This window comes from Paenibacillus chibensis, from assembly GCF_004001045.1.
Taxonomy (GTDB): domain Bacteria; phylum Bacillota; class Bacilli; order Paenibacillales; family Paenibacillaceae; genus Paenibacillus_AQ; species Paenibacillus_AQ chibensis.
Window position 1 is genome coordinate 1 of the sequence record NZ_BIMK01000018.1, and the last position, 24,703, is coordinate 24,703.

Here is a 24,703-nt window from a genome sequence, read left to right on the forward strand (position 1 = left end):
CATACTGGGTGTTTTCTTTGAATATTTGCTTACCACGTCACCGTCGCCGCCGCACCGTCCGGAAGCGTCAGTCCGATGAACCCGCGGCCCGTATCGATCTCGACAAGCTGTTCTGCCTCCGTCCGGTTGGACAGGATCAGCACGGTCGTTCCGTCCGGGTTCAGGAAAGCCGTGCTTTCCAGCTCGTCACGGAAGGTGGTCGAACCGATCCGGTACGCGCCCGGCTCGACGAACTTGCTTATATGTCCCATCGTGTAATAGTCCAGCTCATATTTTACGGAACCGGTTGTCTGATGGATCTGCACCAGCCCCCGGCAGGTGCTGTTTGACAGCACGGTCGGGCCGTTATGCTCGTCGAGCGCGAGATTCCACCACACCACCGATTTCGACCAGTTGCGGGTCGTGCGGATGACATGCTTCATCTGGTCGAGGAACGCGGTGCGGAACGGCGGAATCCAGCTGCCGCCGGACGCCTCGGTGAACCAGGCTTCCTTGTCCGGATGGGCTTCCTTCACCTGCGTCATCGCTTCATGCTCGCCGCCGTACACATGCCAGGCGACGCCGGCCACGTATCGCGCAGCTTCCGGGACATTCAGAACGCCGAGCGGATGCTGCGGCACGTCCCAGTTATGATCGTAGCAGAGGATCTTCGCCTGAATGCCTGCCGCTTCAAAGGCCGGGCCGAGGTGATCGCGGATGAATGTCGCTTCCTCCTGCGGGGTCAGCAGCATGCCGGGGTACTCCTTCGGCTCATAGCCGGGCTCGTTCTGAATGGATACGGCGTAAATCGGAATGCCGGCTTCCTCGTAGGCCTGCACGAACTTCACGAAATACTGCGCATATACGCCGTAGCACTCCGGCCGCAGCTTGCCCGTGACCATATGGCCCGAGGTTTTCATCCAACCCGGCGGGCTCCATGGCGAAGCCATCACCTTGATCGCCGGATTCAAGCGCAGCGCCTCCAGCACGGCCGGGATGACGTAGGCGCGATCATGATCGATGCTGAAATGCTCCAGCCCGAAGTCCTCTTGGCCTTCCGGCATATCGTCATAGCTGTAGATTTCCGTGGTATAGTCGGTCGCGCCCATCGGTTGGCGCAGGAAGCTGATACCGATGCCAGCTTCCGGATCGAACAGCCGGGTCATGACTTCCCGGCGCGAATCTTCATCCAGTACACGGTACATAAGGTATGCGGATGCATCCGTAAAGGAAGCGCCAAAGCCGTCCATTGTCTGGTAACGGACCTCCGGATTCACTTGGATCCGTATAGCCCCCTGATCGGGCGCAGCTTCCCTGATCGCCACAGGCTGCTGCAGCCGCAGCTCCTGAAGCTGATCCACCGTGCTTAGCCATACGCTTGCCTGCTGGTTCATTGACTGATCCTCCTCGCAAAGACAGGCAGCTCCCCGTCGGCAGTCAGGGGATCGGCAGGCTCACCGCAGCTAGCCTTGTTCTACCGCTTCGCCCCGTTTCCGAGGTGCTGCCTGCTCTTCATTGATTCGTTTCTACGACATCTTCTCGCTCTCTATTTCAAACCTTTTTCATCCGCGTATGCGTTAACCTCTTTCTGTACGTAAGCCAGCACATCATCCACGCCGGCCGCCTTCAGCTTATTGCGGTAATTCTCGATCGCCTTATCCACATCCGGCACCAGTCCCATCATGAGCGGCATGCCGAACTGCTGGTACACCTGGTTGACGGCTGCAAGCTGGGATTTGACCGGCTGGTAGTCCATCAGGATCGGGGAGAAGATTTCCGGTTTGGACTCTGCCTTAAATTCGGCAATCAGCGCATCCTCGCCAGCCCAGCGGGAAGAGGACGGATGGTCGTTTTTGGCGTATCTCCAGCCCCAGCTTGCGATGCTGTAGCCTTTTTTCGGATCTTTACCCTCAGGCGGAGACGTGATTTCTCCCTTGTCATTCAGCGTATAATTCTCGCCTTCAATGCCGTAAGTCATCAGATCGTAGTACTTCGGATCGTTGCGCAGCTTCTCCAGCACCATCAGGGAACGCTCCGGATTTTCCGAATTTTTCGGAATGGCCATGCCGTTGTTGATGCCCAGGTTCGGTACCGCATAGTTATGGAAACGGGTGAACGGGAAGTAGCCCATTTTCTTGATCTGCTTGTAGTTCTTTTCGATATCGGAAATAAAACCCGATGCGCCGGGAGCGTTACGCCAGTATACGGCACCGGTTCCCGTCTTGATGAAATCGCCTGATTCCTGTTGGATCGAAAGCGTATTCGATGTCCAGTAGCCTTTATCCGCCCAGGTTTTCATGCGCTTCGCCCATTCTTCGAATTCGGTCGTGAACGGATAAGCCACCACGTCGCGCGGTGTGTCATACGATTTGGCCACGATGACGCCGCTGTCGCCGCCGATGTTCTTGAAATCATAGTAGCTGTGGAACAGCGTGTTGACCTCGTTCCATGCCTTGCCTTTGATCGGCGTCACTTTCTTGACGGTTTTCACGGCATCGAGATACTTCTCGATCGAGTCCAGATCCGTGATCTCAGGAACGTTCAGCTCTTCTCTCCAGTCCTCACGGTATACGAGACCGTCCGGCGTATATTCCGGATAGGTGCTTGGAACCGCAAAGATCTTGTCGCCTACCGTTACGTCCTTCCAATCCTGCTCCGGCACCTCTTTCCAGGTCTCCGGCGCATATTTCGGCAGCAGATCCTTCAAATCCAGGAACGCGCCTTGCTTCGAGTATTTGAAGAAATCGGCCCAAGAGGACGCGAACAGCATGTCGACCTTCTCCCCGGAAGCCAGCAGCAGGTTATATTTCGTCTGCCAGTCGTTCCATGTGGTGAAGTTCAGCTTGACCGTGGCATTGAGGTCTTTTTCCAGCATTTTGTTCCACTCGGCCACGACCTTCGGCGTATCGGCATGCGCGTCGCCCAGCAGATACCAGTTCAGCACCACTTTTTTGGATGTATCCGGCTTGCCGTCATCGGTTGTCGCCGTCGTTTCCTTCGCGGATGAATCCGTTCCTTTGCCTTCATCCGAACCCGTGCTTCCGCCGCTGCCGCCACTGCCGCCGCATGCGGAGAGCATTGCGGTCAGCATAGCCACGGCCATGCAAACGGTCATCAGCTTGAACAACCTCTTTTTCATGAGATACTCCCCCTGATATTTAATGATATATGAATCATGGCATCCGCCCGGACAGGCTAAAGAATCATCAGCCTAGCCCTTCACGGCGCCAATGGTAAGACCTTTGACGAAATAACGCTGCACGAACGGATAGAGGAAAATAATCGGGCCGGTAACGACGATGGCCACCGCCATTTTGAGCGTTTCGGCCGGCGCCTGAAAATCCGCGCCCAGATTCCCGGCAATATTGGTCTTGAGTACCGCTGCGCTCGCCAGGATTTTGTACAGCAGAAACTGCAGCGGATATTTGGACTCCGTCGTAATGAAAACATTGGCGGAAAACCAGTCGTTCCAGTACGCCAGCCCGAGAAACAGGCCGATTGTCGCGAGACCCGGTGTCGATAACGGCAGGATCAGCCGCCGGTAAATCGTGAATTCGCCGGCGCCGTCGATCTTGGCGGACTCCACGATGGAATCGGGAATCGATTTCATGAAATTCTTCATCAAAATAATGTTCCAGGCGCTCAGGAGGGACGGAACCAGCAAAGCCAGATAGCTGTCCTTCCAATTCAGATAGTTGACGATCATGATGTACCACGGAATCAATCCGCCGCTGAACAGCGTGGTGAAGTAGATGAAAAAAGCCAGCTTGTCGCGGTACTTGAAATCTTTGCGTGACAGGACATATCCCGCCATCGATGTGAAAAAGAGTCCCAGCACCGTTCCCGTCAGGGTCAGTCTGATCGTCACCTCGTAGGCTTTAAGAATCTGCATCGGGTTGCTGAATACAGCCTTATAGGCCTCGATGGAAAAATGCTGCGGAACGAGCCGGAAGCCATCGCGGATAATGTCGTCCTCCGCCGAAAGCGAGCCGGAAATGATCAGCCAGAACGGCAGCAGGCAGAGCAGGGTCAAGACCGAAATGACGATATAACCCATGATGTTAAAAACAATCGTCGAGCGCTCAGCACGCATATAATGCGGCACCTCCATTCAAAAGTTAGTCCTATCGGTTTCATTCGGATTCGCATACGCTGATGGGTCAGCTGAAGCCGGGTTTCTTTTAGAACAGCGCGTAATCCTTCTGCACCTTGCGTACGATCCAGTTGACGGTCACGACCAGCACGAAGCCGAAGAAGGATTGGAACAATCCGGCCGCCGTTCCCATGCCGATATCGAAATTGATGGCGAGCGAGCGGTACACATACGTATCGATAATGTCCGTCGCATCATACAGCATGCCGTTGTTGCCGACGATCTGCCAGAACAGGTCGAACTGCCCTTTCAGGATGCCGCCCAGGCTGAGCAGGATCAGCAGGATGAACGTAGGTCTGAGCAGCGGCAGCGTGATGTAACGGATCCGCTTGAAAATGTTCGCTCCGTCGATCTTCGCCGCCTCGTGATACTCGTCGCTGATGCCCATAATGGCCGCCAGGTAAATGACCGTTCCGTAGCCGAGTCCCTTCCAGACGTTGAAAAAGACGATGATGTATTTCCATGGGGCGGTATGCAGGTAAAAATCATACGGCTGCAGCCCCAGCTCCCGCAGCAGCGTATTGACTGCGCCGGTTTCAAAGTTGAACAGGTTATACACGAAAGCGCCGACCAGGACGAAGGAAATGAAGAACGGCAGGAACATGATCGACTGCGTCGTTTTCTTGAACCATTTGCCGACCATTTCGCTCAGAAAGACCGCGCATACGAGCTGCAAAATGTTGCCGACGAAAATAAAGGCCAGATTGTAGAGCACGGTATTTTTGGTGAGATTGTACAGCGCGCCCGATTCGAACAGGAACTTGAAGTTCTGAAGGCCCACGAACGGACTTCCGAACAAGCCGCCGTCAAAGCTGAAATTCGTAAACGCATAATAGACGCCCACCATCGGAATGTAGCTGAACACGATGAAGAACAGCAGCGCCGGCAAAATCATGAGAAACAGCGTTCTGTTTTTGCCCAGCTCTTTAAAAAACTCGCGCACCCTAGCTTCACCTCGATTTCTAAAAATAAAATCCGGAATTGATCATTTTAACTAACAAGCAAAGTTGTTCATTTTCTTGGAATCGATTTCATTTATGGATGTTATTCATTCTATTAACCACCTCTTTTAGCTAAAAGTTTAAATTTTTATCTCTAAATGAAATCGATTTCTTTTTATTTCAAAATAAAAGCCTCGTCTTTCGATTAAGATCGGGCTGATTTTGTGCTCTAAGAACGGTTAAGCTTAGCATCTTAGCAGATATTGTAATCGATTTCATTTTGAATTATAATTACGCAAGAAACATTTGTCAAACAAGGATTTCAAAAAAATCCAAAAAAATAAATTAAAGTAGGTTGAATCATATGGATGCAAAAATCGTCGACGTGGCCGCCAAGGCCGGCGTCTCCCCCGCTACCGTCTCACGCGTATTGAACCAGGCCAGCGGCGTCACCTCCAAAACCCGGAACAAGGTCATGAAAGCCGTGGAAGAGCTGAATTACCACCCGAACGCGGCAGCCAAAAATTTGCGTCAGCAAAAAACGATGAACATCGGGGTCATCGCCCAGGATATTAACAATGCCTATTTTACGGAAATCATTAAAGGCATCGAGAATATGGCTTACGCCCAAAAATACAGGGTGTTCATTTGCGATGCCGAGAACCAGCTCGAAAAAGAGCGCGAATATATGACCATGCTCATGGACCGTACCATGGACGGCGTCATCCTGATCGCCCCGCAGCTGCTGGATGAGGAAATTTGCGAAATGGCGGATAAGGGCTATTACGTCGCCGTCATCGGACGCAATATCGAGCATCCGAGAATTCCTTGCATTTATACGGACAACGTCAAATTTTCCCGCCAGGTGATGGAGCATCTCCTATCGAACGGCCACCGGGATATCGTGTTTCTCAACGGCTATCCGGAAGCGATCGACAGCTATGAGCGGCTGGAAGGATATTTGAAGGCGCTCAAAGACAACCAGATCCCTTTCCGCCCGGAGCTGGTGGAGAACGGGGATTTCAATGAAACGGGCGGATATGAAGCCATGAAGCGGCTGTTCGACAAGAACATTCCTTTTACGGCCGTTTATGCCGCCAATGATGAGATGGCGCTGGGCGTGTATCAAGCCTGTGCCGAGCGGGGCATCTCCATTCCTAACCAGCTTGCGGTCGTCGGCGTCGACAATAACCGGATCAGCAAATACGTCACCCCTGCCTTAAGCACGGTGAATCAGCCGAAGTACACGATGGGCGCCATTCTTGTGGAAAAGTTCATCGATCAGATGAATGACAACCAGTTTGCCGATCAGCGCGTATTTGTCGTGGATTCGGAGCTGCTTATCCGGGGCTCGTCGAATTACAAAATGAAGTGATGCATAGCAAGGCTTTATCCGCCAATCAAGGCATGAAAAAGCGCCCTTCGCATCACAAGCCGAAGGACGCTCCCAAGAAGGCGGTCCGCGTGTATGGGATTATTCGTCAGACCTCTTGAAAAAGCAGGCCCTTCTTTTCCATCTCTGCCATCCTCTCCAGCAGCTTGATGCCGCTGAGCTGCGTGCTCAGCGTAACGCGACCCGCGGGAGACGTTCTCCAGTCGGTTCCGAAAAGACGGTTGCCGCTGCTTCCCGCTGCCCATAAGCTCTCCGCGTTGCGGACAAGAACGGCTGCCGCCGGCTGTCCGGCAGAACCGATACACAGGCACAGCTCCGCCAAATACCTGGCCAGAATACCCTTGAACAGGCCGCCGTCACCGTCTTCCTCATCCGGGAAAATCCCGTCGGGACCGGTGAGTTCGGCTTCCGCCGCCGCTGCCGTCCGGAGCGCATCCTCCAGATAGCGGTCATCTCCGGTTACGCGGTACAGCTCGACGCCTGCACCAATGAATACCCCCTGGCAGTAAGTGAACTTCCATTCCTTATCGATGCTCCCGTCACCCGTACGGTTCATTCCATCCCACACAAAGCCGCTCTCCGGATCCACCAGATGCTGCTTCTGCCAGTCATAGATACGCTGTGCCCACTCAAGGTCATCCTCTCTGCCAAAGCTCTGGTACAGCCTTGCCGCCAAGATGACTGCCGGAGCGTTCGCAGGCGTATTTTTGTAATCCAGCTGCGATTTCTGCCAGGCTATGCCTCCGCCCATATGATCGTTCCAGCCCGTTTTGATATCCTCCCACAACAGGAACGCGGTTTCCTTATAAGCCTCCCGCCCCGTCGCAGCATACGCGCGGAGCCAGGCAATGGCCATCCATTCCATGTCGTCGTACAGCTCGTTCGGGAACGCGCCTCCGTTGCGGCGTAAAATGCCTTCATGAAGCTCCGCCAGCGTTCGGGCATAAATAACCCGTTTGCTTCGAAGAAATCCGTCCACCAGAACATCGACGGCATGAGCCATCCACCAGTAATGAAAAATCGTGTTGCATTCGCCGTTGGGGCAAGGCGTTTCAATGTTGTACATCGCGATATCCGGGTTCCAAAAATGCTGCTGGAGCGCTTCTTGTGCAGCTTCCGCGCGGTCAGACCACAGCATGCACTCTCCTCCTCTTTCTCTAGACCAAGCCTTACAGTCCGTATATTTTATCCAGGTTCAAATAATTCGTGTTTCCTTTCGACGCATCATAACCGATGATGATCTGGTTGTAGCCGGCCTGCAGATTGACGCTGAGCGTAACCGTCTTCCAGTCTCCCCATCCGCTTGTTTGCGCAAAGCTCAGATTGGATTGGACGACCGTCCCGTTCACCGAGACGTACCGGCTCGCATTCCCCGCTCCTGCTGCGTACCGGATGGTCACAGTGCGCGTGCTTGCCGAATTCTGGTTTACATTGAATTTCACGGCCGTTCCATTCGTGTTCCAGCCCGCTACGTATCCTCTTCCGGAAAATCCCGCTGTGCTGCTCTCCGTCAGGATGCCGCCGCCCCCGGCTTTGACAAGCAGGGTATTCTCCGCCTCATAATTCCCGTTCCCGGCGATATTCCCGGTATACCCGTCCGCAGGTACAAGCTGCAGGGCGGAAGCGCCCGCGGCAGCCGCAAGGCTCTGCACATATCCAGCTCCGGTCGGCCCCGTCCAGTCGCTGCCGATGATCTGGTCGCTTGCGCGCCGGTGATTATAGGCCTGCGTGGCGTTTTGCTGAAGGAAATTCAGATACGACGCGTTTCCGGTTGCTTGGCGAAGCTGGTTCAGGTTGCGCATGAAAATCATCTTGAAGCCGGCCCCATCGTTCTCCCCTTCATACATTGGCGTATTGGAGAGCGTCATATTGTTGATCACGTAACTGGCGGCGTTATTCGCGTCCGTCAGGTAAGACGCGGTGCCGGTCGCCTGGTATAAAGCAAGGGCCGCGCCCAGGTACGTCCCGTAGTTATAGCTGAAATCCCAATCGACCACCGAGCCGTTGCCGCTGCCCTCCACATGGTCCGCAAGCTTGCCGTTCCCGGCGAGCCTGTTTTGAATCCAGCTGTAAATATTTTGCGCTTTCGTCAGATAGGCTGTGTTTCCGGTCGCATTTTTCAGCTTCACGGCCGTCATGACCATGGGCGCATTGGTAGCCATGTTCTTTTGCGGGGATGTGCCGTCGCGTTTCCACCAGATTCCGCCGCCATAGGTTCCATCGTAAAAGCTGTAAATTTGATCAAAAAGGAACGAAGCCCGGTTGCGGTATTCGGCGGTGCCCGTGAGCTCGTAGGCCCGCATGCAGGCCAGTGCCCACCAGCCCAGATCATCGTTGAAGTCGTTGCTCATCATATCGGTATATTTCGCGTTAAAGCCCGTGTAGATATCATCGATCATCGATCGGTATGTGCTGCTGTGCGTACGCTCGTACGCATCCATGACCGTCTCCCACAGCTGGGCCTCCCACCAGAAATCCGTATACTTGCCGCCATCCGGCCCATACGCATGCTCGGCATGGATTTGGTGATCGCTGTTGGTGTAGAAATATTTGGCGGAAGCATCATAAAATACGTTCACGAACGCATTCATGGCCGAATCCGCATTCGCGGACGTAAAAGCAGCCGCTTGCTTCGGCACGGCCGTGCCCCCGGCTATCGATCCCGTCACCAGCAGCGCCGCCAGCGCCCATTTGCCCCAGCTTTTCATCATTTCCCCTTCAATCCTTCCCCTATGGATTTCGCCCGTTTGAGTATCAATTCCGCAGAAACGATGCTGCCACCGTCATCCCTTGATGCCGCTGAATGCGATGCCCTGCACAAAATACTTTTGCAGCAGCAGGAACAAAATCAGAATCGGCAGAATCGCGATCAGCGCGCCCGCCATCATCGGCCCGTAATCGGTCTGGTTGTTATAGGAAAAAGCCTGCAGCCCCATCTGGATGGTCGCTTTGTCCGGATCGTTCAGGACGATCATCGGCCACAGGAAGCTGTTCCACCCCGCCTGGAAGGTAAAGATGCTCAGCGTGGCCAGCGCCGGCTTCGTCAGCGGAAGATAAATGTTCCAGAAAATGCGGAATTCGCCGCAGCCCTCGATCCGCGCCATTTCCATCATGTCGGAGGGCAGGGTCAGAAAGAACTGGCGCATGAAAAAGACGGCAAAGGTGCCGGACGCCCCCGGCAAAATAATGCCCCAAAAGGAATTGAGCAGCCCCATTCCGCCGGAGCCGAACAGATCGTTGCCTCCAAGCAGCGGAAAATGGCGCAATACGTAAAAGCTCGGGATCATCGTCACGATGCCTGGAATCATCATTGCGGCGAGCAGCGTCCGAAAGATCGGCATATTACCGCGGAACGTCAGTTTCGCGAAGGCGTAACCCGCCAGGGAGCCGAAAAACAGGTTCGCGATTACGCCGGCGGCCGCCAGAATCACCGAGTTTTTGAAATACAGGCCGAACGAAACCGTCGTAAACGCCTTGATGTAATGCTCCAGCGTAAAATGCGAAGGCAGCCAGCGCAGCGGCACGGAAAAAATTTCGTCGCTCGGCTTGAACGACGTAATCAAGCTCCAGAAAAAAGGCAGAAACATCGCCACTGCGATCAGAATCGCCACCACGTAGAAAAGCACAGCTGCTGCGATTTTACCGAAAACGACTCCCGGCGGCTTAGAAAGCCTTCGGGTTCCGGCATAGGTATCAATATGGGTCTCCATGGTCTTTCCTCCTTTACACCACCGGTTCTTCCGCTTTATTGATGCGCATGTTAATGAGCGAGAAGATCAGAATGGCTATCGCCAGCACGAATGCCTGCGCCGATGCGTAGCCCATTTGCAGTTGCTTGAAGCCCTGCTGATAAATGAGATATACCGGCGTTTTCGTTACGTTTCCGGGACCTCCCTGCGTCAGTACGAAGGCTTGGTCGAACAGCTGCAGCGCGCCGATGATCGCCATGGTGCTGATCAGGAACGTCGTCGGTCTGAGCTGCGGCCATGTGATATACCGGAACCTCGCAAACGCCGAGGCCCCGTCCAGCTTCGCCGATTCATATAAATAATCGGGAACCCCCTGCAAGCCGGCAATGTATATCACCATGTTCGATCCGATCGACTGCCATAACGTCACCATGATAATGGAGGGCATGGCCGTCTCCGTCTGGGCAAGCCACGCTGGCCCCGTAATGCCGAACCAGCCGAGCATGCTGTTCACCAGGCCGAATTCCGGGTGCAGCAGCCAAATCCACACCGTTGCGGCCGCGACGGCCGAGGTCAGGGTCGGCAAGTAATTGAACGTACGGAACATGCGGACGCCGAACCGTTTGAAATTCATCAGCATTGCGAGTCCGAGGGACATCAAAATGTTCAGCGGCACGAAAATAACGGAATAAAAGATGACGTTTTTGAACGTGGTCCAGTACAGGCTGTCTTTGAACAGCCGCTTGTAGTTGTCGAGTGCCACCCAGTCCATCCGGCTCAGCACGTCATAATTGGTGAAGCTCAAATACAGCGCCATCACGACCGGAATGATCGTGAAAATCGCAAACAACAGCAGCGTTGGGGTGATAAACACGTAGGCCATTTTTTCTTGATGCCGGTTCAGCTTTCCTATGGAAGCCAACTCTATCCCTCCCTTAAGGTTTGGAGGGGGCCGTTAAGCCCCCTCGCACCCATTCATTGTAAAGCCCGTGAGTCCGCCGGATTATTTAACAACCGCATTGTCCTGCAGCAGCTGATCGCCTCGCTGCTGCGATTTGGCGAGCGTCTCTTCGGCGCTCATCTTGTTTTGCTGGAACAGCTGCAGGTTCGGAATCAGGCCGTCATCCTCCATGACGGAATACCCTGGATGCTGCGCACGGATCTTCGCGAATTCAAGCGTCTCCAGGAAAGGCTTCCAGAGCGGATCGTTCTGGAAGAACGGATCTTCGATCGCCGGCTTGAAGCCCGGAATGTTCAAGCTTGTTTTGGCCCACAAGAGAGCATTGTCCTTGTTAGCTCCCCACCATTTCATGAATTCCCAGGCTTCCTTCTGATGCTTGGAGCCTTCCGGAATGACAAGGCCGAGGCCACCCATGACGCTGCCTTTATCGCCATTTGGTCCTACCGGCGGCGTCACGACGCCAAAGTCGAGGTCCTTGCCGTATTTCTTGTACGTGCTGAGCATCCAAGGACCGGTATACTGCATCGCGAGCTTACCCGTCACGAACGCATCGGTGCCTTCCCCGAGCCCTTGCTCGAAGCCCACTTTATAGACCTTATCCTTGTTCAGGAGACGGTCCCAGAAGTTCAGCACCTCAAGCCCCTTCTCGTTGTTGAAGTTGGTTTTGGTGCCGGTCTCATCCAGCATTTGGCCCCCGGCCTGCTGCAAATACATGTTGAAAAGCCCGTTGTCCGCGAGGGAGAAGCCTGCCACCTCCAGCTTGCTTCCGTTCCACTTGGTCGTTTTGATCGCAGCCTGCTCCAGTTCGTCCCAATTGGTCGGCGGCTTCACGCCGGCTTCATCCAGAATCTTTTTATTATAGAAGAGTGCCCTTGCATCCACCGTCAGCGGAAGGCCGTACAGCTTGCCGTCATAGGTGAGCTCTTTGAGCGCTTCGCCGTAGAAGTCGTCTTTGTTGATGTTATCCTGCTGCATGAATTCGTCGATCGGATGGAACACGTTTTTCGGCGCATACAGCGAGGTCCGCCATCTGTCCCAGAACACGAGATCCGGCGCTGCGCCGCCCGAAGTTGCCGTAGTCATGAATTTCGTGATCATATCCTGCTGAAGCACGTATTTCACGTGGATTTTACTTTGGGACTTGTTAAAAGCGTCAACCATCGTTTCGAACTGCTTTTGCCCTTCGCCGGCCCAGTCTCCCCAGAATGCCAATTCCACCGGTTTATCGGAGGATCCTTCGCCATCTTTGGCGGGAGAACCGTTATCCGCTGCTTTGGAGCCGCACCCTGCCAGCAGGGACACCGCGACAAACATGGTCAGCAGCATCGAAGCCCATTTTTTCATAAACAAAAACCTCCCCTAATGTTCTTTATCTAAAGGTGAATCCTAGCTGCCTTCGCAGCCGGTCACCGTTTGACCCGAATCCCGCAATAATCCATCAGCAGCTCGCAAAACATCATATTGGCCCACGAGAACCACGGCCTCGTAAAGTCTGATGGCTCATTGGCGTTAAAGCTCTCATGCATCAGCCCGGTGCCGGCTTCCGTCTCGCTCATGACTTTCAGCAGCCGCTGCTTTTCCTCCGGCTGATCGTCCGTCAGCCCCTGCATAGCCAGGGCAATGTGCCAGATGCTGCCCTTGGGCGTGTGGGGACTGCCGATGCCCGCCGCAGCGCTTCCCTCGTAGTAATACGGATTGCTTGCGCTTAAAATAAACCGCCGTGTATTCTGATAGACCGCATCATCGGCTCCCCGGTATCCAAGGTAAGGAATCGACAGCAGGCTGGGCACGTTCGCGTCATCCATCAGGTTGTAATGCCCGAGGCCATCCGTTTCGTATGCGTAGATCCGGCCGTACTCCGGATGCTCCACGGTACCGAACTGCTGAATGCCCCGCTCAATCTCTGCGGCAAGGCGGTTTGCCCGCTTGCAGAGTTCCTCGTCTTGCAGCACCTCGCCCGCAATTTCCTGAAGATATCCCAGCACGACCACAGCGAACATATTAGATGGGATCAGATAGCCGTAATCGCAGGCGTCGTCGCTTGGACGGAAGCCGGACCAAGTCATGCCGGTATAGGCGGTTTCGGCGCCTTTGCCTTCACGGATCAGCGTATCGGTCGGCACGCAGTCCTTCCGCTGGAATCGGTAATTCGAAGCCGTCTCATGCCGCTGCTCCGTCGTCCAAAGATCCAGAATGGTCTCTGCCGCCGCTTTGAAATCAGCGCCGAACTGCGCGGTTCTTCCGGTATTTTTCCAGAGCAGATAGCTGAGCTGCAGCGGATAGCATAGCGAGTCGATCTCATACTTCCGCTCCCAGATCCAAGGAGACATCTCCGTTTCGTCGTTCTGATGCCCGTGCCCGTTAGCCGCTTCATTGAAAGCGTTTGCATACGGGTCGAGTACGATGGACCTCAGCTGCCTAACCACCAGCCCCTCGATCAAGTCTGCGGCTTCCTCATCCTCTGCGGCCAGAACCAGAAACGGCCGGACTTGAGCTGCCGAATCGCGAAGCCACATCGCGGGAATATCGCCGGTAATGACGAAGGTCGTTCCATCCTCCATTCTTTTCAGCGTCGTGCCCCATGTATTGCGGATGGCATTTTGGAAAATAGCCAGCAAATGCGGCGCCGAAGCCAATTTTTCGGACATTCTGTCCACCAGCCGCCCCAAAGAGGCGGGCTCTTGGCCCAAGGATTCCATATGCAATTCCTCCTGTTGTATGTAGTGAGGTAACCAAGTTCACGACAAGCATATATCAGGTATTGTTACCGCTTGCATAGACACATTATAATTTCGGTTAATTAACATGTCAATATGCTTTTTATAACATTTGAATATAATAATATAATATTTATGTAATTAACTTAATGAAATCCATTCCCCGTACGTTATGGAACAGGGCTTATCGATGTGAAAAAAAGGCGCCGTTCATCATGAACGGCACCTAAGCCCAGTCTCCTGTCCGGTTCTTATTATCCTTTACGGACAGGTCCCGTGGAAGAACCCTCGATGAGCTCGGCATCCAAAAGGATTTTGCTTGGCACGCTATGCCCGCTGCGGAGCTTGAGGACATTTTCAAAGGCCAGCCTGCCCATCTCCTCTTGCTTCTGACGCATATGTGTAAACAGAAAGCCCCCGGCATAATCCGGGCTGTCGAAGCATACGATCGACAAGTCCTCCGGAATGCGCAAGCCTGATTCGCGGGCCGCCTCGTAAGCCAGCTGGGCAATGTTATGCTCCATGGCGAACAGAGCCGTAATCTCCGGATGCTCCCGCAGGTGCTGCTTGATGTTCTCCTTTTCCTTCTCCTTATTTTCGGGAACAAAAGCAGTCGGGAGCGTGGCGGTAATATGGTCCATCCACAGCGCCTTGTCCACAACGATCCCGCTTTCGGCATGCGCCTGAATGAAGCCTTCGATCCGCTCCTCGATGGCTGTCGTGTCCTGCGGCGGGCTTGTCATGAGCGCGATATGCGTATGCCCGAGCTCAAACAGATAGTTAATCATATGCTTGGCTGCCGCCGCGTTGTTGGTGCTGATTGAGCTTGCCGAGACGCCCTTCAGGTGGCGGTCCAGCAATACAAACGGAAATTGGCTGATCACCAGCTTCAGAATTTCGGCATTAAAATACTCACCCTGCGCCGGGAATATAATCAGCCCGTCCACGCCAAGCTCGAGCAGTCCCTGAATGGCTTCCTGTTCATTGCTTGGCACCCCAAGCGATCTTCTAAGGATCAAATAGCTGTCATGCTGCCGGGATGCCTCTTCCATCCCGTAGACCAGTCCCGTGCCGTAGCTATCGCCAAAGTCCGTCATGACGAGTCCGATCAGCAGTTTGCCGTTTTCGCGGCGCTGCTTCGGGGTTCCTGCAGGCATGCTGACCGGAATCGCGCCGGCATTGCCGACATGCTCGGAGACAAAGGACCCCCTTCCCGGCTGTCTCACGATATACCCCTCCTGGGTTAGCATCTCCAGCGCCTTCTTGCTGGTAATCCGGCTGACGCGGTAGGTTTCGCCCAGTTCCTTCTCGGAAGGAATCCGTTCGCCCGGTCCGTATTCGCCGGCTGTGATCTGCCCGCGCAGCGCTTCGAATATTTGCTCATACATCGGTTTCGAGGATGATTCATGCGACATGGTAAAGCCTCCTCCATAAGAAAAACGTATATCGACGTAACTTTATGGAAGCCAGAACGCATCCATAGGTAGTTTTTCTTGCAATATCAGGTAGTAATGGCTCCGCCGTTTATACTTTCTGATATGATCAAAAAAACATCTATCCTTTCCGGGATAGATCGGCTCAGTGCTGCAGTTCAAACATTATATAATAATATATCATGTTATATTCACTTTGTGAATAGCAATCTATCCCTGCTTTAAGCTTTTTCCCGGGGAGCAACCCGAAAAAAGGGCGCCCCCGATGCCGGAGACGCCCTTGTCTAGGTTTACCCGCCGCATTCCGGCTTCAAACCCTTTTCATGAAATTTTCCCGTAAAATTCTAGACTTCTTTCATTCTGAAATAGATCCATCCAAAGGTGAAGAAGACGATGAAGCTGCCGACCACCGTGATCATCAGGTTCTCGAACGGCAGATTCAAAGCGCCGAAGCCGCCGCCGTCCATCTCGCTGCCGGGCAAGGTCGCAAGCAGCGGCTGGGCCCAAGGATAGAAGGGACCGTACGTGGAGGAGTTTGCGACCAGAATATTCGGGATCGTAAAGGTCACGTTCAGCGCCAGCGGCGCGGCAAAGCTGCTCCACATCATGGAGACAGCCAGCTGCAATGCGGCCAGCGGCAGGCATGCGATCCAGCCCCCGAGCAGGCTCCGCAGCATAACCTCCCATTCGATCGGCGCGTGGAATCCCTTGATATAACCGACCAGGAAAACCGCCCCGGCAAGGAGCAGCTGCGTAATCGCCAGCATGACGGCGACCACCGTGTATTTTGCGAAATAGACGCCCGTGCGTGAAACCGGTAAGACGAGCAGCTGTTTCCAGCCGCCGCCGCTGTGCTCGTAGCGGCAGATGAAGGCGGCGAAGATGCCGGACATGATCGGCATGAACAGCATCGCATGCATCATGCTCATGGTGAGCAGCAGGTGGGTCCATGGCATTGCCGTCTGGCTGACATTGGACAGCAGTCCGATCAGGATGGCGACCGCCGGGCTGACCAGCAGGAGCAGGACGATGAAAGAACGCGACATTTTCAGACGCTCGGATGATAGTACCTTGAAGTAGCCCCCCATGTTAGTCCACATCCTTTCTGACAAAATGCCCCGTCCCGAACAGATAAATCAGGATAAACAGGATGATCCCGGACGCCACCGGCATCGCGGGCTTGGCGTAATACGCAAGGAACGGCCAGGCCAAAGGCAGGATTTCCGGATAATTTGCGGCGAACATGGTCGCGATTGCGGCCGTAATGCCGATCATGATCGGCAGGGCCTGATTCTTGAACGTTAAGGAAAGATACAGCTGCAGCGCCAGCATCGGCAAGGCCCCGAGAAACGGAAGAAATGAGAGCTTCAGCAGCTTCAGGTAAGGAATATCCCCCGCGCTGAAGCCGAGAATCAGCCCAAGGCCGATCGTACCCGCAAACAGCAGCACGCAGGCAACCGTCAAGGCAATCACGCCTACCAGATACTTGGAAGTGAATACCGCGGCCCTTGAAATCGGCAGCGCCAGCAGCTGCTTCCAGGAGTTGTTCAGATGCTCCACGTTCGCAATCTGGGAAGCGATAAGCGTAGCTCCGAGAACGAGGACAATGGGAACTAAATCGAAAATTTCACCGGCCAGACCTCCCCATGCATCCTCTTTATACAGCTTTCCCACAAGATAGTCGTACCGGAGGCCGAAATTCAGCGCCTGCAGCACAACCAGTCCGAGCGAGCCTAGAAGTACCAGAAACCACACGCCTTTTCTGCGTATCTTGAGCAGGTCTGCCGACAGTGCTCTGAGGATCATCACTGGAATCCCCCCTGCTCGATCACCTGCATGAAGATATCCTCCAATGTCCGGCGCTTCTCTTCCACCCGGTAAATCGCATGGTTGTTATCCACCAGGCGTTTGACGAGCAAGGCCACCTCGGGATCGCTGAGCTGCTCCAGACTCAGTCCGCCGTTCTCCAGCTGCCCTGCATATCCGTGTCCCCGCACCAAGTGCAGCGCCTCCTGGGGCTCGGAGACCACTAGGCGGAAGCCTCCTGACGCCTGCTGCTGCAGGTTGCTGATCGTATCCTGGAACACCATTTCGCCTTCGCGGATGATACCGACGGTTCCGGCCATCTGCTCCACCTCGGACAGCAGGTGGCTCGAGACCAGTACGGTAATGCCATGCTGCTTCGGCATGCTGCGGATGAGCTCGCGGATTTCATGGATGCCCTCCGGATCGAGTCCGTTGGTCGGCTCGTCCAGGATCAGCAGCTCCGGATTGCCGAGTAGAGCCGTCGCGATGCCCAGACGCTGCTTCATTCCGAGCGAGTATCCCTTCACCGGACGCTTCGCTTCCTTCGTTAATGAAACGATGTCCAGCACCTCATCGATGCGCGACTTGGGCACGTCCAGAATGCGGCGCACCGCCTCCAGATTTTGTGTCGCCGTCAAGTGGCCGTAGTTGGACGGGTACTCCACCAGCGAACCGACCTTGCGGAGAATATTCATCTTTTCCTTCTTTAAATCTTGGCCGAAAATCCGGATCGATCCCATCGTCGGACGGATCAGGCCCAGCAGCATGCGGATTGTCGTCGTTTTGCCCGCGCCGTTCGGCCCGAGGAAACCGTAAATTTCCCCTCTGGCTATTTCCAGGTTCAAATGGCGCACGGCATACCGTCCGCCGTATTTCTTATTCAAGTCTTTCGTCTGGATGACGAGTTCACTCACGATTGATCACCTCGGAATCCATGTTATCGTTCCAAGGTTAAAAGACAGGCAGGCCCAAGTTTAAAATTCGTTTAAACTAAGGGCCTGCCTATGGTTAAGCTTTATTCGCAAGCTTCAGTCCCGGTTCGGTGCCGGCAGCCTGGTATATGAGAATGTTCGTGCCTTGGGTCGTACTGTTCACATCCATGACCAGCCCCATTTCCCTCGCGAGAAAACCGACAATCGCAAGCCCGATCCCGGCCCCCTTGTCACCCGAAGATGCCGCCATCCCTTTGCCTTTGTCCGAAACGAGGATGGCTGTTTGGCCGCTAGGCAGCGCCCGGGCATGCAGCCCGATATATTGCCCGCTGCGGGCATGTCTAACCGCATTCTGGAACAGATTATCCAGAATTCTGCGGAACCACTGCGGATCGATGATCCAGAACAAGGGCTCCTCCGGCAGATCGATATCCGCTTCAAAGCCTTCCTTTTCCCAAAGCGGATACCACGCCGCCGCGCTTTCCCTGACAATGCGGAGCACATCGCAGCGTTCCGGCTCAAGCGTGTATTTGCCGCTGGTCAGCAAATTGTAAGACAGCAGATTGTCGATGAGGCCGGACAAATCACCGAGCTTGGTTTCCGTCAGCTTCAGCAGCTGCCGCCCCTTGTCCGACAGCTGCTCCTTCTGGAGCGAATACACATGGCTGCGGATTACCGTGAGCGGCGTTCTCAGATCATGAGACAGGTTGGCGATGAGCCGCTTGCGCAGCTCCGCTTCCTCGCGCTCGCGTTTCAGGCTGCCGCCCAGCCGATCGACCATGCCGTTAAAAGCATGCTCCAGCTGACCGATTTCGTCCGTCTTTCTGATCAGGATCGGATCGGGCAGCCCTCTGCCGTCCTGCACCGTCATCGCCGATTGGAGACGGAGCAGCCGTCTGCGCATGTTCACGAAGAACATCCAGGAGACCGCGATGAACAGCAGAAACATGAACAAAATAATGCCGAAGAAAATCATCGAGGTCCGCGCCGACATTTCATAGCCGCCTGTCCTCAGCTCGGATCTCGACACCTGCATCACCATGAAGCCTTGATTCAGCTTTTGATCGTCTCCGATAAACGCGATGACGGAAAACTGCTGCGTCGCTTCCCTGTAGCGTTTCATGTAGGCGACGGCATCCGCGGCTTCCCAGGTTTGGGGAAGCTTGAGCTTGCCCGTCCCGGGCTGCCGTACCCGCGACTTCGCATCCACCCAGAACATATCCACTTTCGAATAGGACGCTTGGAGCTCCCCGATTCTTGCATCGATCATCTCCGGCGTGTTTCCCTTCAGCCTTTTGGCCTCCTGATGCCACATCTTTTCCAGATGCATGGTTGTGTAAGGATCGTTCTTCGCCTCCGGCTCCGGAAACATATTGTCGACGACCATGCTCTGCACGACCTGATAGCCGATCAGCGAGGCCGGGAACACGACCGGAATGAATAACAGCGCGATGACGATGATGAGCAAGTATCTGGAGAGCAAGGAGCCGCGAAAACGGGATTGGGGCAGCTTCTTCTTTCTCATGCTTTCACCCGGTAACCGACCCCGCGCACCGTCTCGATAATTTCCGGATTCGCCGGATCACGCTCCACCTTTTCCCGCAAATAACGGATATGCACCATCAGCGTCTTGTCCCCGTCCAGATAAGGATCGCCCCAAACCCCCTCGTAAATTTGCTCTTTGGTCAAAATCTGGCCGAGATGCCGGAGCAGGTATGTGAATATTTGAAACTGCTTGCCCGTCAGCAAAATCTCTTCCCCCGTGTCGTTATTGACGATCCGGTTCTCTCGCTCATACACATGCAGATGCTTCAGCGTCAGCGGCTCGGAGGAAAAAGAGCCGGAGCGCCGCAGCAGCACCTCAATCCTTGCCGCAAGCTCATCCGGATGGAACGGCTTGGTCACATAATCGTCCGCGAACTGCAGCCCTTCCAGCTTGTCGTCAATGGAGGTCCGCGCCGACAGCATCAGAATCGGCAGATCCGGATAGGCTTTCTTAAGCCGCTGACCCACCGTGAAGCCGTCCAGTCCCGGCAGCATAACGTCCAGAATAACCAGACGGCAGCCTGCGGCCTTTTCCACAGCGCGTTCCCCGCTCTGCAGCCAGGTTACCTCGTACCCCCGTGACTTCAAATCCTCGTTGACCCAAGTGCCGATTTCGGCATCATCTTCGATATATAATAAGTGAATTCCCAATATCTCTCTTCCTTTCCCGGCGAAGCAGTCGATAGCATTCGGTATATTCCGTATTCCTGCCATTTTACGTGTTGTGCACGCTTTGGAATCATGTTATATTTTACGTGTCAGGCATTGTCGTAAAAGCACAGCGTGCCGACACTACCAATTTAAAGGCTATGCTACCTTAAAATCAAGGTACAACCTCGATGACTCCGGTTTTCTAGAGTCCACGGGTTGTACCTTTTTTGGCGTGTCTCCACAACAACGGCTGTGCAAATCAGAAACGTGTATCCAGCGATTCATCGCGGAAACGCAAACGTTTCTTATACATGGAGGAGGAATATGAAATGTTGCTAGAAGCCGTGTATCACCGCCCGAAACTGAACTGGTGTTATGCCTATGACGGCCGCACCATCCATCTGAGAATCCGCACGAAACGCAATGATGTAACCGCTGTATCGGCCCTTGCCGGTGACAAGTATATTTGGGATCAGTCCAAGGCTTACGTGCCGATGACTATTATGGTTTCCGACGAGCTATTTGATTACTGGGAATGCGAAATCGTTCCGGAATACCGCCGTCTCAAGTACGGCTTCCTGCTCGAAAGCGGAAAAGAGAAATATTGGATGACCGAATATGACTTTTTGAAGCAGCCTCCCGAAAATCCGGACCGCCTGTTCGAGTATCCGTTCATTAATCCGGCGGATGTCTTCAAGACGCCCGCTTGGGTCAAAGACGCCGTGTTCTATCAGATCTTCCCTGAGCGCTTCGCCAACGGCGACCCGGAGAACGATCCGAAGGGAACGCAGCCTTGGGGCGGTGCTCCGGAGCGAGACAATTTCTTCGGCGGCGACCTGCAGGGGGTTATCGATCATATCGACCATTTAACGAACCTGGGTGTGAACGCAATTTATTTTACGCCGATCTTTACGGCGACGACCAATCATAAATACGATACCGAGGATTACATGCATATCGACCCGCAGTTCGGGGATATCGATACGCTCAAAAAGCTCGTCAAAGTCTGCCATGAACGCGGCATCCGCGTGCTGCTCGACGCGGTGTTCAACCATTCCGGCAGAACGTTCGCCCCGTTCGTGGATCTGCAGAAAAACGGAGAAAACTCCCGCTATAAGGACTGGTTCTATATTCGCGAATACCCGATTGCCGTCAAAGACGGCATTCCGACCTATGATACCTTCGCCTTCGAGCCGCTGATGCCGAAGCTGAACACCGACAATCCGGAAGTAAAGGAATATTTGCTGAAGGCTGCCGCTTACTGGATCGAAGAGGCCGATATCGACGGCTGGCGCCTCGATGTGGCCAACGAGGTCGATCATGAGTTTTGGCGCGAATTCCGGCGGGTGGTCAAAAAGGCCAAGCCCGACGCTTATATCCTCGGCGAGATCTGGCATGAATCGTCCCCTTGGCTCATGGGCGACCAGTTCGATGCGGTTATGAACTATCCGTTTACGAATGCGGTGCTGGACTTCTTCGTGGATGGAACCCGCGACGCCAGAAGCTTCGCCAACGCGTTAAGCAAGCAGCTCGCGAATTATCCGCGTCAGGTCAATGAGGTTGCCTTCAACCTGCTCGACAGCCATGATACAGCCCGGCTTTTGACCAAATGCGAAGGCAATAAAGATAAAATGAAGCTCGCTGCCCAGTTCCAGTTCACCTATTCAGGAACGCCTTGCATCTACTACGGTGATGAAATCGGCATGACCGGCGGACATGATCCGGACTGCCGCAAATGCATGGAATGGGATACGTCCAAGCAGGATCTCGAGCTGTTCTCCTTCTATCAGGAGCTGATTGCCCTGCGCCTCAAATACAGCGCGCTGCGTACCGGAAAAATCACCTTCCTCTCCGCGGAAGCCGGCAGCGGATCGCTCGTTTATACACGCGAGGACGAGGAAAATCTGTTTATCATCCTGATGAATAACAGCGAAACGCCTGCCGAGATCTCCACTTCGGTTCAGGTGAACCGCCTGGAAAATGTCCATACGGAGGAAGCCGTCAACCTTAAGGGCGGTAAGCTCGCAGTCAAGCTGCCTGCATATGGATGTGTGATGTACAGAGCTATCCAATAGCTGATGCCCTAAGCTGTTCGTAAACCAGCGATGCATTCGTTATCGCGGATGCTCGCCATGTTCACGCACTATAGCCAAATAAAGAAGCTCTCCGGACTCTCGTTCGGGAGCTTCTTTGTCATTCACAGCCTTAACTATTCACTACACAAAATTGCGCGTATCGTTGTTGCGCCCGAATTTGTATGTCGCAAGCAGGAAGAACACGACGGCAAAGGCAAGCAGGATGACCAGGTTAAAGCCGATGTTCATCAGCGTGTCTCCCGCCTGCAGCTTTCCGAGCGACTCCAGTACCCAGTTCTGGGGCAGAAAGTCGGAGATCCGGCGAAAGGTTTCGGGCATGATGCTTCTTGGGAAAAAGCAGCCGGAAAGCAGGCAGGTCGGGGTCACGATCAGGTTCTGCAGCGCATTGGCCGAAGCCGTGCTTTTGGAGAAAGAGACGATGACCAGCGAGATACTGACCGATACGAGCGCGAACAAACCGAGGATGAAAATCATCGCATCGAGCGGAATGCCCGGATCGATGCCGAATACCACCGTCATGAAGAACAGCGCGACGGCAATCTGGATGATCATGACGATCAAATTGACGATCACGTTCGACAGGACATAGGTCCGGGAGCTGACCGGCGAGGCCAGCACGCGGAAGTAGGTCCGGTTCTCCTTGTTCTTCAGGATGAGCTGCGACAGATTGACCGCGGAAGTCATCATGAACATGATGAGGAAGCCGATCGACTGATAAGACATCTCCTTCGTCTTGGACGTATCGTTCACTGATTCCGACGTCAGCTTGAACGCCCCCGCCTGGTAACTGTCATACAGCTGCTGGAACTTGCCCCCGTCCCCCGCGGCGATCGTTCCCATCGCCGTAACATTCCCGATATAGCCGTACAGCATGGATTTGATATAGGACGTCACCGAAGCGCCCTTGACCGACTGGATGGCGATATGCCCGGGTTTGCCCTGCAGCACGCTATCAGCGAAGCCCTGCTCGAAAATCAGACCCGCATCCAGGTCGCTCGCGGCGATTTTCGCCTTCAATTCCTCGCGTGTCGTATTTACAAGCTTCACGTGATCGAGTCTCTCGACGAACCGGATCGTGTCGGACGTGACGGACTTGCCGGCATCCTCGTTGACAATGCCTACGCGCAGGTCCGGTGACGACTGCGATCCATACAGCATGGTGGATACCAGCACGCCGGCAATCGGCAGCCCGAAGTACAATATCAGGTTTTTCCGCTTCCGAAACGTGGTCAGCAGTGTCATACGAACCAAAAACCAAATTTCGTTCCACATGTCAGATTCCCTCCTTGCGCTGCATCATGACGGCGGCCACGGCGATAAACAGCACGGCCAAGCCGGTATTAAGCATCATGGCCGTCCAGGCCGATGACATCGAATGATTGTATATAATGCCGGTCAACGCCTGATTCGCCCAGCGAATCGGTGACAAGCCGGCGACGCTGCCGAGAAACCCGCCGATATCGTTCCCCAGGGGGAAGTATGCCCCGCCAAGAAAGGATGCGAGCTGCACGATGATCATGACCACCCCTCCGGACGGCTCGCCCTTCATCATATAACTGATCGCGAGACCCAAGCTGATCGACATGACCACCTCGGTAAGCAGCACGAGGAAGACAGGAAGCAGATGATCGCCCCAGTAGGCTTTGAATACGTATTTGCTGAACATAACGATCACCAGTACGCACAGCATATTAAGGACGACGCTTCCAAGCACCTTGCCGATGAAAATATCGCTTTTTCTCACCGGCGCCGCGGCCAGCCTTGCCGCCGTCCCGCGCACGATTTCGTAACGGATCAGGGATCCCCCGCTCATCGCGCCCCAGAGGCCGATCATGACCGTCATCGCGATCGCGTAGTAATCGATCGCACCCGGCTGCCGCTCCGCATCAATGGACGAATCTTGGATATATCCTTCCGGACCCGCCGCCGCCAGCAGCGTCGCAACCTTGGCCGGATCCTGCTTCGCCACCGCGGCAGCTGCATTGTACCGGTCGGCAAAGGAGTTCATCATGCCTTGGACAATGTTGCTCTCGATCGTACTCCGGCTGCTGCCGTACAAATGAATGCCGCCGTCGCTGATCTCCAAATAATCGGTGTAGCGGTTCTGTTCGACCTCCTCGCGTCCGTCCATACCCGTTTTCACGTCTTCGAACACGATGCCGGTTTTTCCGGCTTCCTCGGCAAATGCCGCATACGCTTTGGACAGCTGACCGCTGCTCGTATTATGCACCAGCACCTTCACGTCTTTGATCGTTGCATTCGAGCTGAATGCATTCGTAAGGGCGAATCCCAAGATCAGCATGAGCAGGATCGGGAATGCCAGCAAAAAGACCAGCGTCTTCACGTCCCGGAAATCATGGCGCATTTCCTTCCAGGCCATCGATAATAGGTTATTCATCGGCTTATC

The 24,703-nt window shown here is 54.4% G+C and carries 20 protein-coding genes; 2 read left to right on the forward strand and 18 right to left on the reverse strand.

The genetic code is table 11. The features are described 5' to 3' along the window. Nucleotides 1-29 precede the first annotated feature (29 nt). From PCH05_RS15450 to PCH05_RS15465, 4 genes are all read right to left on the reverse strand, one after another. A complete protein-coding gene (locus PCH05_RS15450; RefSeq protein WP_127603442.1) occupies nucleotides 30-1,373 on the reverse strand; it encodes a glycoside hydrolase family 30 protein in 1,344 nt (447 codons plus the stop codon). 152 nt (nucleotides 1,374-1,525) lie between these two features. Continuing rightward, nucleotides 1,526-3,118: an extracellular solute-binding protein gene (locus PCH05_RS15455; protein ID WP_127603444.1), complete on the reverse strand. Its 1,593-nt coding sequence runs from the start codon at nucleotides 3,116-3,118 to the stop codon at nucleotides 1,526-1,528. Nucleotides 3,119-3,190: 72 nt separating this feature from the next. After that, nucleotides 3,191-4,072 carry a carbohydrate ABC transporter permease gene (locus PCH05_RS15460; protein ID WP_127603446.1) on the reverse strand — a complete coding sequence of 294 codons (882 nt, stop codon included), beginning with the start codon at nucleotides 4,070-4,072 and terminating at the stop codon, nucleotides 3,191-3,193. A gap of 88 nt (nucleotides 4,073-4,160) precedes the next feature. Next, the gene (locus tag PCH05_RS15465) at nucleotides 4,161-5,075 is read right to left on the reverse strand and encodes an ABC transporter permease (protein ID WP_246049610.1); all 915 of its coding nucleotides are present in this window, start codon (nucleotides 5,073-5,075) and stop codon (nucleotides 4,161-4,163) included. A gap of 362 nt (nucleotides 5,076-5,437) precedes the next feature. On the opposite strand from PCH05_RS15465, the gene PCH05_RS15470 reads away from it, so the two are divergent. Continuing rightward, nucleotides 5,438-6,448, forward strand: coding sequence for a LacI family DNA-binding transcriptional regulator (locus tag PCH05_RS15470; protein ID WP_127603447.1), 1,011 nt, complete (start codon nucleotides 5,438-5,440; stop codon nucleotides 6,446-6,448). Nucleotides 6,449-6,554: 106 nt separating this feature from the next. On the opposite strand, the gene PCH05_RS15475 is transcribed toward PCH05_RS15470, so the two are convergent. From PCH05_RS15475 to PCH05_RS15530, 12 genes are all read right to left on the reverse strand, one after another. Then, a complete protein-coding gene (locus PCH05_RS15475; protein ID WP_127603449.1) occupies nucleotides 6,555-7,604 on the reverse strand; it encodes a glycoside hydrolase family 76 protein in 1,050 nt (349 codons plus the stop codon). A 31-nt stretch (nucleotides 7,605-7,635) separates the two neighbouring features. Continuing rightward, nucleotides 7,636-9,177, reverse strand: a complete 1,542-nt coding sequence (locus PCH05_RS15480; protein ID WP_127603452.1) for a glycoside hydrolase family 76 protein — start codon at nucleotides 9,175-9,177, stop codon at nucleotides 7,636-7,638. A 72-nt stretch (nucleotides 9,178-9,249) separates the two neighbouring features. Next, nucleotides 9,250-10,176 carry a carbohydrate ABC transporter permease gene (locus PCH05_RS15485; RefSeq protein WP_127603454.1) on the reverse strand — a complete coding sequence of 309 codons (927 nt, stop codon included), beginning with the start codon at nucleotides 10,174-10,176 and terminating at the stop codon, nucleotides 9,250-9,252. A 13-nt stretch (nucleotides 10,177-10,189) separates the two neighbouring features. Beyond that, nucleotides 10,190-11,038 carry a carbohydrate ABC transporter permease gene (locus PCH05_RS15490; protein ID WP_127603684.1) on the reverse strand — a complete coding sequence of 283 codons (849 nt, stop codon included), beginning with the start codon at nucleotides 11,036-11,038 and terminating at the stop codon, nucleotides 10,190-10,192. Between the two features lie 120 nt (nucleotides 11,039-11,158). Next, a complete protein-coding gene (locus PCH05_RS15495) occupies nucleotides 11,159-12,460 on the reverse strand; it encodes an ABC transporter substrate-binding protein (protein WP_127603456.1) in 1,302 nt (433 codons plus the stop codon). Nucleotides 12,461-12,522: 62 nt separating this feature from the next. Continuing rightward, nucleotides 12,523-13,815 carry a glycoside hydrolase family 125 protein gene (locus PCH05_RS15500; protein ID WP_127603458.1) on the reverse strand — a complete coding sequence of 431 codons (1,293 nt, stop codon included), beginning with the start codon at nucleotides 13,813-13,815 and terminating at the stop codon, nucleotides 12,523-12,525. Nucleotides 13,816-14,087: 272 nt separating this feature from the next. Further along, the gene (locus tag PCH05_RS15505) at nucleotides 14,088-15,248 is read right to left on the reverse strand and encodes a GntR family transcriptional regulator (RefSeq protein WP_127603460.1); all 1,161 of its coding nucleotides are present in this window, start codon (nucleotides 15,246-15,248) and stop codon (nucleotides 14,088-14,090) included. Nucleotides 15,249-15,610: 362 nt separating this feature from the next. Further along, a complete protein-coding gene (locus tag PCH05_RS15510) occupies nucleotides 15,611-16,354 on the reverse strand; it encodes an ABC transporter permease (protein ID WP_127603462.1) in 744 nt (247 codons plus the stop codon). Nucleotide 16,355: 1 nt separating this feature from the next. Then, on the reverse strand, nucleotides 16,356-17,072 hold the full coding sequence (locus PCH05_RS15515; protein ID WP_127603464.1) for an ABC transporter permease: 717 nt from the start codon (nucleotides 17,070-17,072) through the stop codon (nucleotides 16,356-16,358). After that, complete coding sequence (locus tag PCH05_RS15520) at nucleotides 17,072-17,986, reverse strand: ABC transporter ATP-binding protein (protein WP_127603466.1); 915 nt, start codon at nucleotides 17,984-17,986, stop codon at nucleotides 17,072-17,074. The genes PCH05_RS15515 and PCH05_RS15520 overlap by 1 nt, the downstream gene beginning before the upstream one ends. A 94-nt stretch (nucleotides 17,987-18,080) precedes the next feature. Beyond that, nucleotides 18,081-19,529, reverse strand: coding sequence for a sensor histidine kinase (locus PCH05_RS15525; protein WP_127603468.1), 1,449 nt, complete (start codon nucleotides 19,527-19,529; stop codon nucleotides 18,081-18,083). Beyond that, on the reverse strand, nucleotides 19,526-20,200 hold the full coding sequence (locus PCH05_RS15530; RefSeq protein ID WP_127603470.1) for a response regulator transcription factor: 675 nt from the start codon (nucleotides 20,198-20,200) through the stop codon (nucleotides 19,526-19,528). Before PCH05_RS15530 ends, PCH05_RS15525 begins: the two co-directional genes overlap by 4 nt. 329 nt (nucleotides 20,201-20,529) lie before the next feature. Between PCH05_RS15530 and PCH05_RS15535 the strand changes: the two genes are divergently transcribed. Then, nucleotides 20,530-22,275: an alpha-glycosidase gene (locus PCH05_RS15535; protein ID WP_127603473.1), complete on the forward strand. Its 1,746-nt coding sequence runs from the start codon at nucleotides 20,530-20,532 to the stop codon at nucleotides 22,273-22,275. A gap of 141 nt (nucleotides 22,276-22,416) precedes the next feature. Here the strand turns inward: PCH05_RS15535 and PCH05_RS15540 are convergent, their stop codons facing one another. Then, nucleotides 22,417-23,568 (reverse strand): ABC transporter permease, encoded by a 1,152-nt coding sequence (locus tag PCH05_RS15540; RefSeq protein ID WP_127603475.1) that lies wholly within the window; start codon nucleotides 23,566-23,568, stop codon nucleotides 22,417-22,419. A 1-nt stretch (nucleotide 23,569) separates the two neighbouring features. Further along, entirely contained in the window at nucleotides 23,570-24,694 is a 1,125-nt protein-coding gene (locus tag PCH05_RS15545; protein ID WP_127603477.1) for an ABC transporter permease, read from the reverse strand. Between the last annotated feature and the right edge of the window lie 9 nt (nucleotides 24,695-24,703).

Bases quoted from the DNA above. Each gene is read 5' to 3' on its own strand.
- PCH05_RS15450 (WP_127603442.1), bottom strand. From the start codon at position 1,373: ATGAACCAGCAGGCAAGCGTATGGCTAAGCACGGTGGATCAGCTTCAG.
- PCH05_RS15455 (WP_127603444.1), bottom strand. From the start codon at position 3,118: ATGAAAAAGAGGTTGTTCAAGCTGATGACCGTTTGCATGGCCGTGGCT.
- PCH05_RS15460 (WP_127603446.1), bottom strand. From the start codon at position 4,072: ATGCGTGCTGAGCGCTCGACGATTGTTTTTAACATCATGGGTTATATC.
- PCH05_RS15470 (WP_127603447.1), top strand. From the start codon at position 5,438: ATGGATGCAAAAATCGTCGACGTGGCCGCCAAGGCCGGCGTCTCCCCC.
- PCH05_RS15475 (WP_127603449.1), bottom strand. From the start codon at position 7,604: ATGCTGTGGTCTGACCGCGCGGAAGCTGCACAAGAAGCGCTCCAGCAG.
- PCH05_RS15480 (WP_127603452.1), bottom strand. From the start codon at position 9,177: ATGATGAAAAGCTGGGGCAAATGGGCGCTGGCGGCGCTGCTGGTGACG.
- PCH05_RS15485 (WP_127603454.1), bottom strand. From the start codon at position 10,176: ATGGAGACCCATATTGATACCTATGCCGGAACCCGAAGGCTTTCTAAG.
- PCH05_RS15490 (WP_127603684.1), bottom strand. From the start codon at position 11,038: ATGGCCTACGTGTTTATCACCCCAACGCTGCTGTTGTTTGCGATTTTC.
- PCH05_RS15495 (WP_127603456.1), bottom strand. From the start codon at position 12,460: ATGAAAAAATGGGCTTCGATGCTGCTGACCATGTTTGTCGCGGTGTCC.
- PCH05_RS15500 (WP_127603458.1), bottom strand. From the start codon at position 13,815: ATGGAATCCTTGGGCCAAGAGCCCGCCTCTTTGGGGCGGCTGGTGGAC.
- PCH05_RS15505 (WP_127603460.1), bottom strand. From the start codon at position 15,248: ATGTCGCATGAATCATCCTCGAAACCGATGTATGAGCAAATATTCGAA.
- PCH05_RS15510 (WP_127603462.1), bottom strand. From the start codon at position 16,354: ATGGGGGGCTACTTCAAGGTACTATCATCCGAGCGTCTGAAAATGTCG.
- PCH05_RS15515 (WP_127603464.1), bottom strand. From the start codon at position 17,072: ATGATCCTCAGAGCACTGTCGGCAGACCTGCTCAAGATACGCAGAAAA.
- PCH05_RS15525 (WP_127603468.1), bottom strand. From the start codon at position 19,529: ATGAGAAAGAAGAAGCTGCCCCAATCCCGTTTTCGCGGCTCCTTGCTC.
- PCH05_RS15535 (WP_127603473.1), top strand. From the start codon at position 20,530: ATGTTGCTAGAAGCCGTGTATCACCGCCCGAAACTGAACTGGTGTTAT.
- PCH05_RS15540 (WP_127603475.1), bottom strand. From the start codon at position 23,568: ATGTGGAACGAAATTTGGTTTTTGGTTCGTATGACACTGCTGACCACG.
- PCH05_RS15545 (WP_127603477.1), bottom strand. From the start codon at position 24,694: ATGAATAACCTATTATCGATGGCCTGGAAGGAAATGCGCCATGATTTC.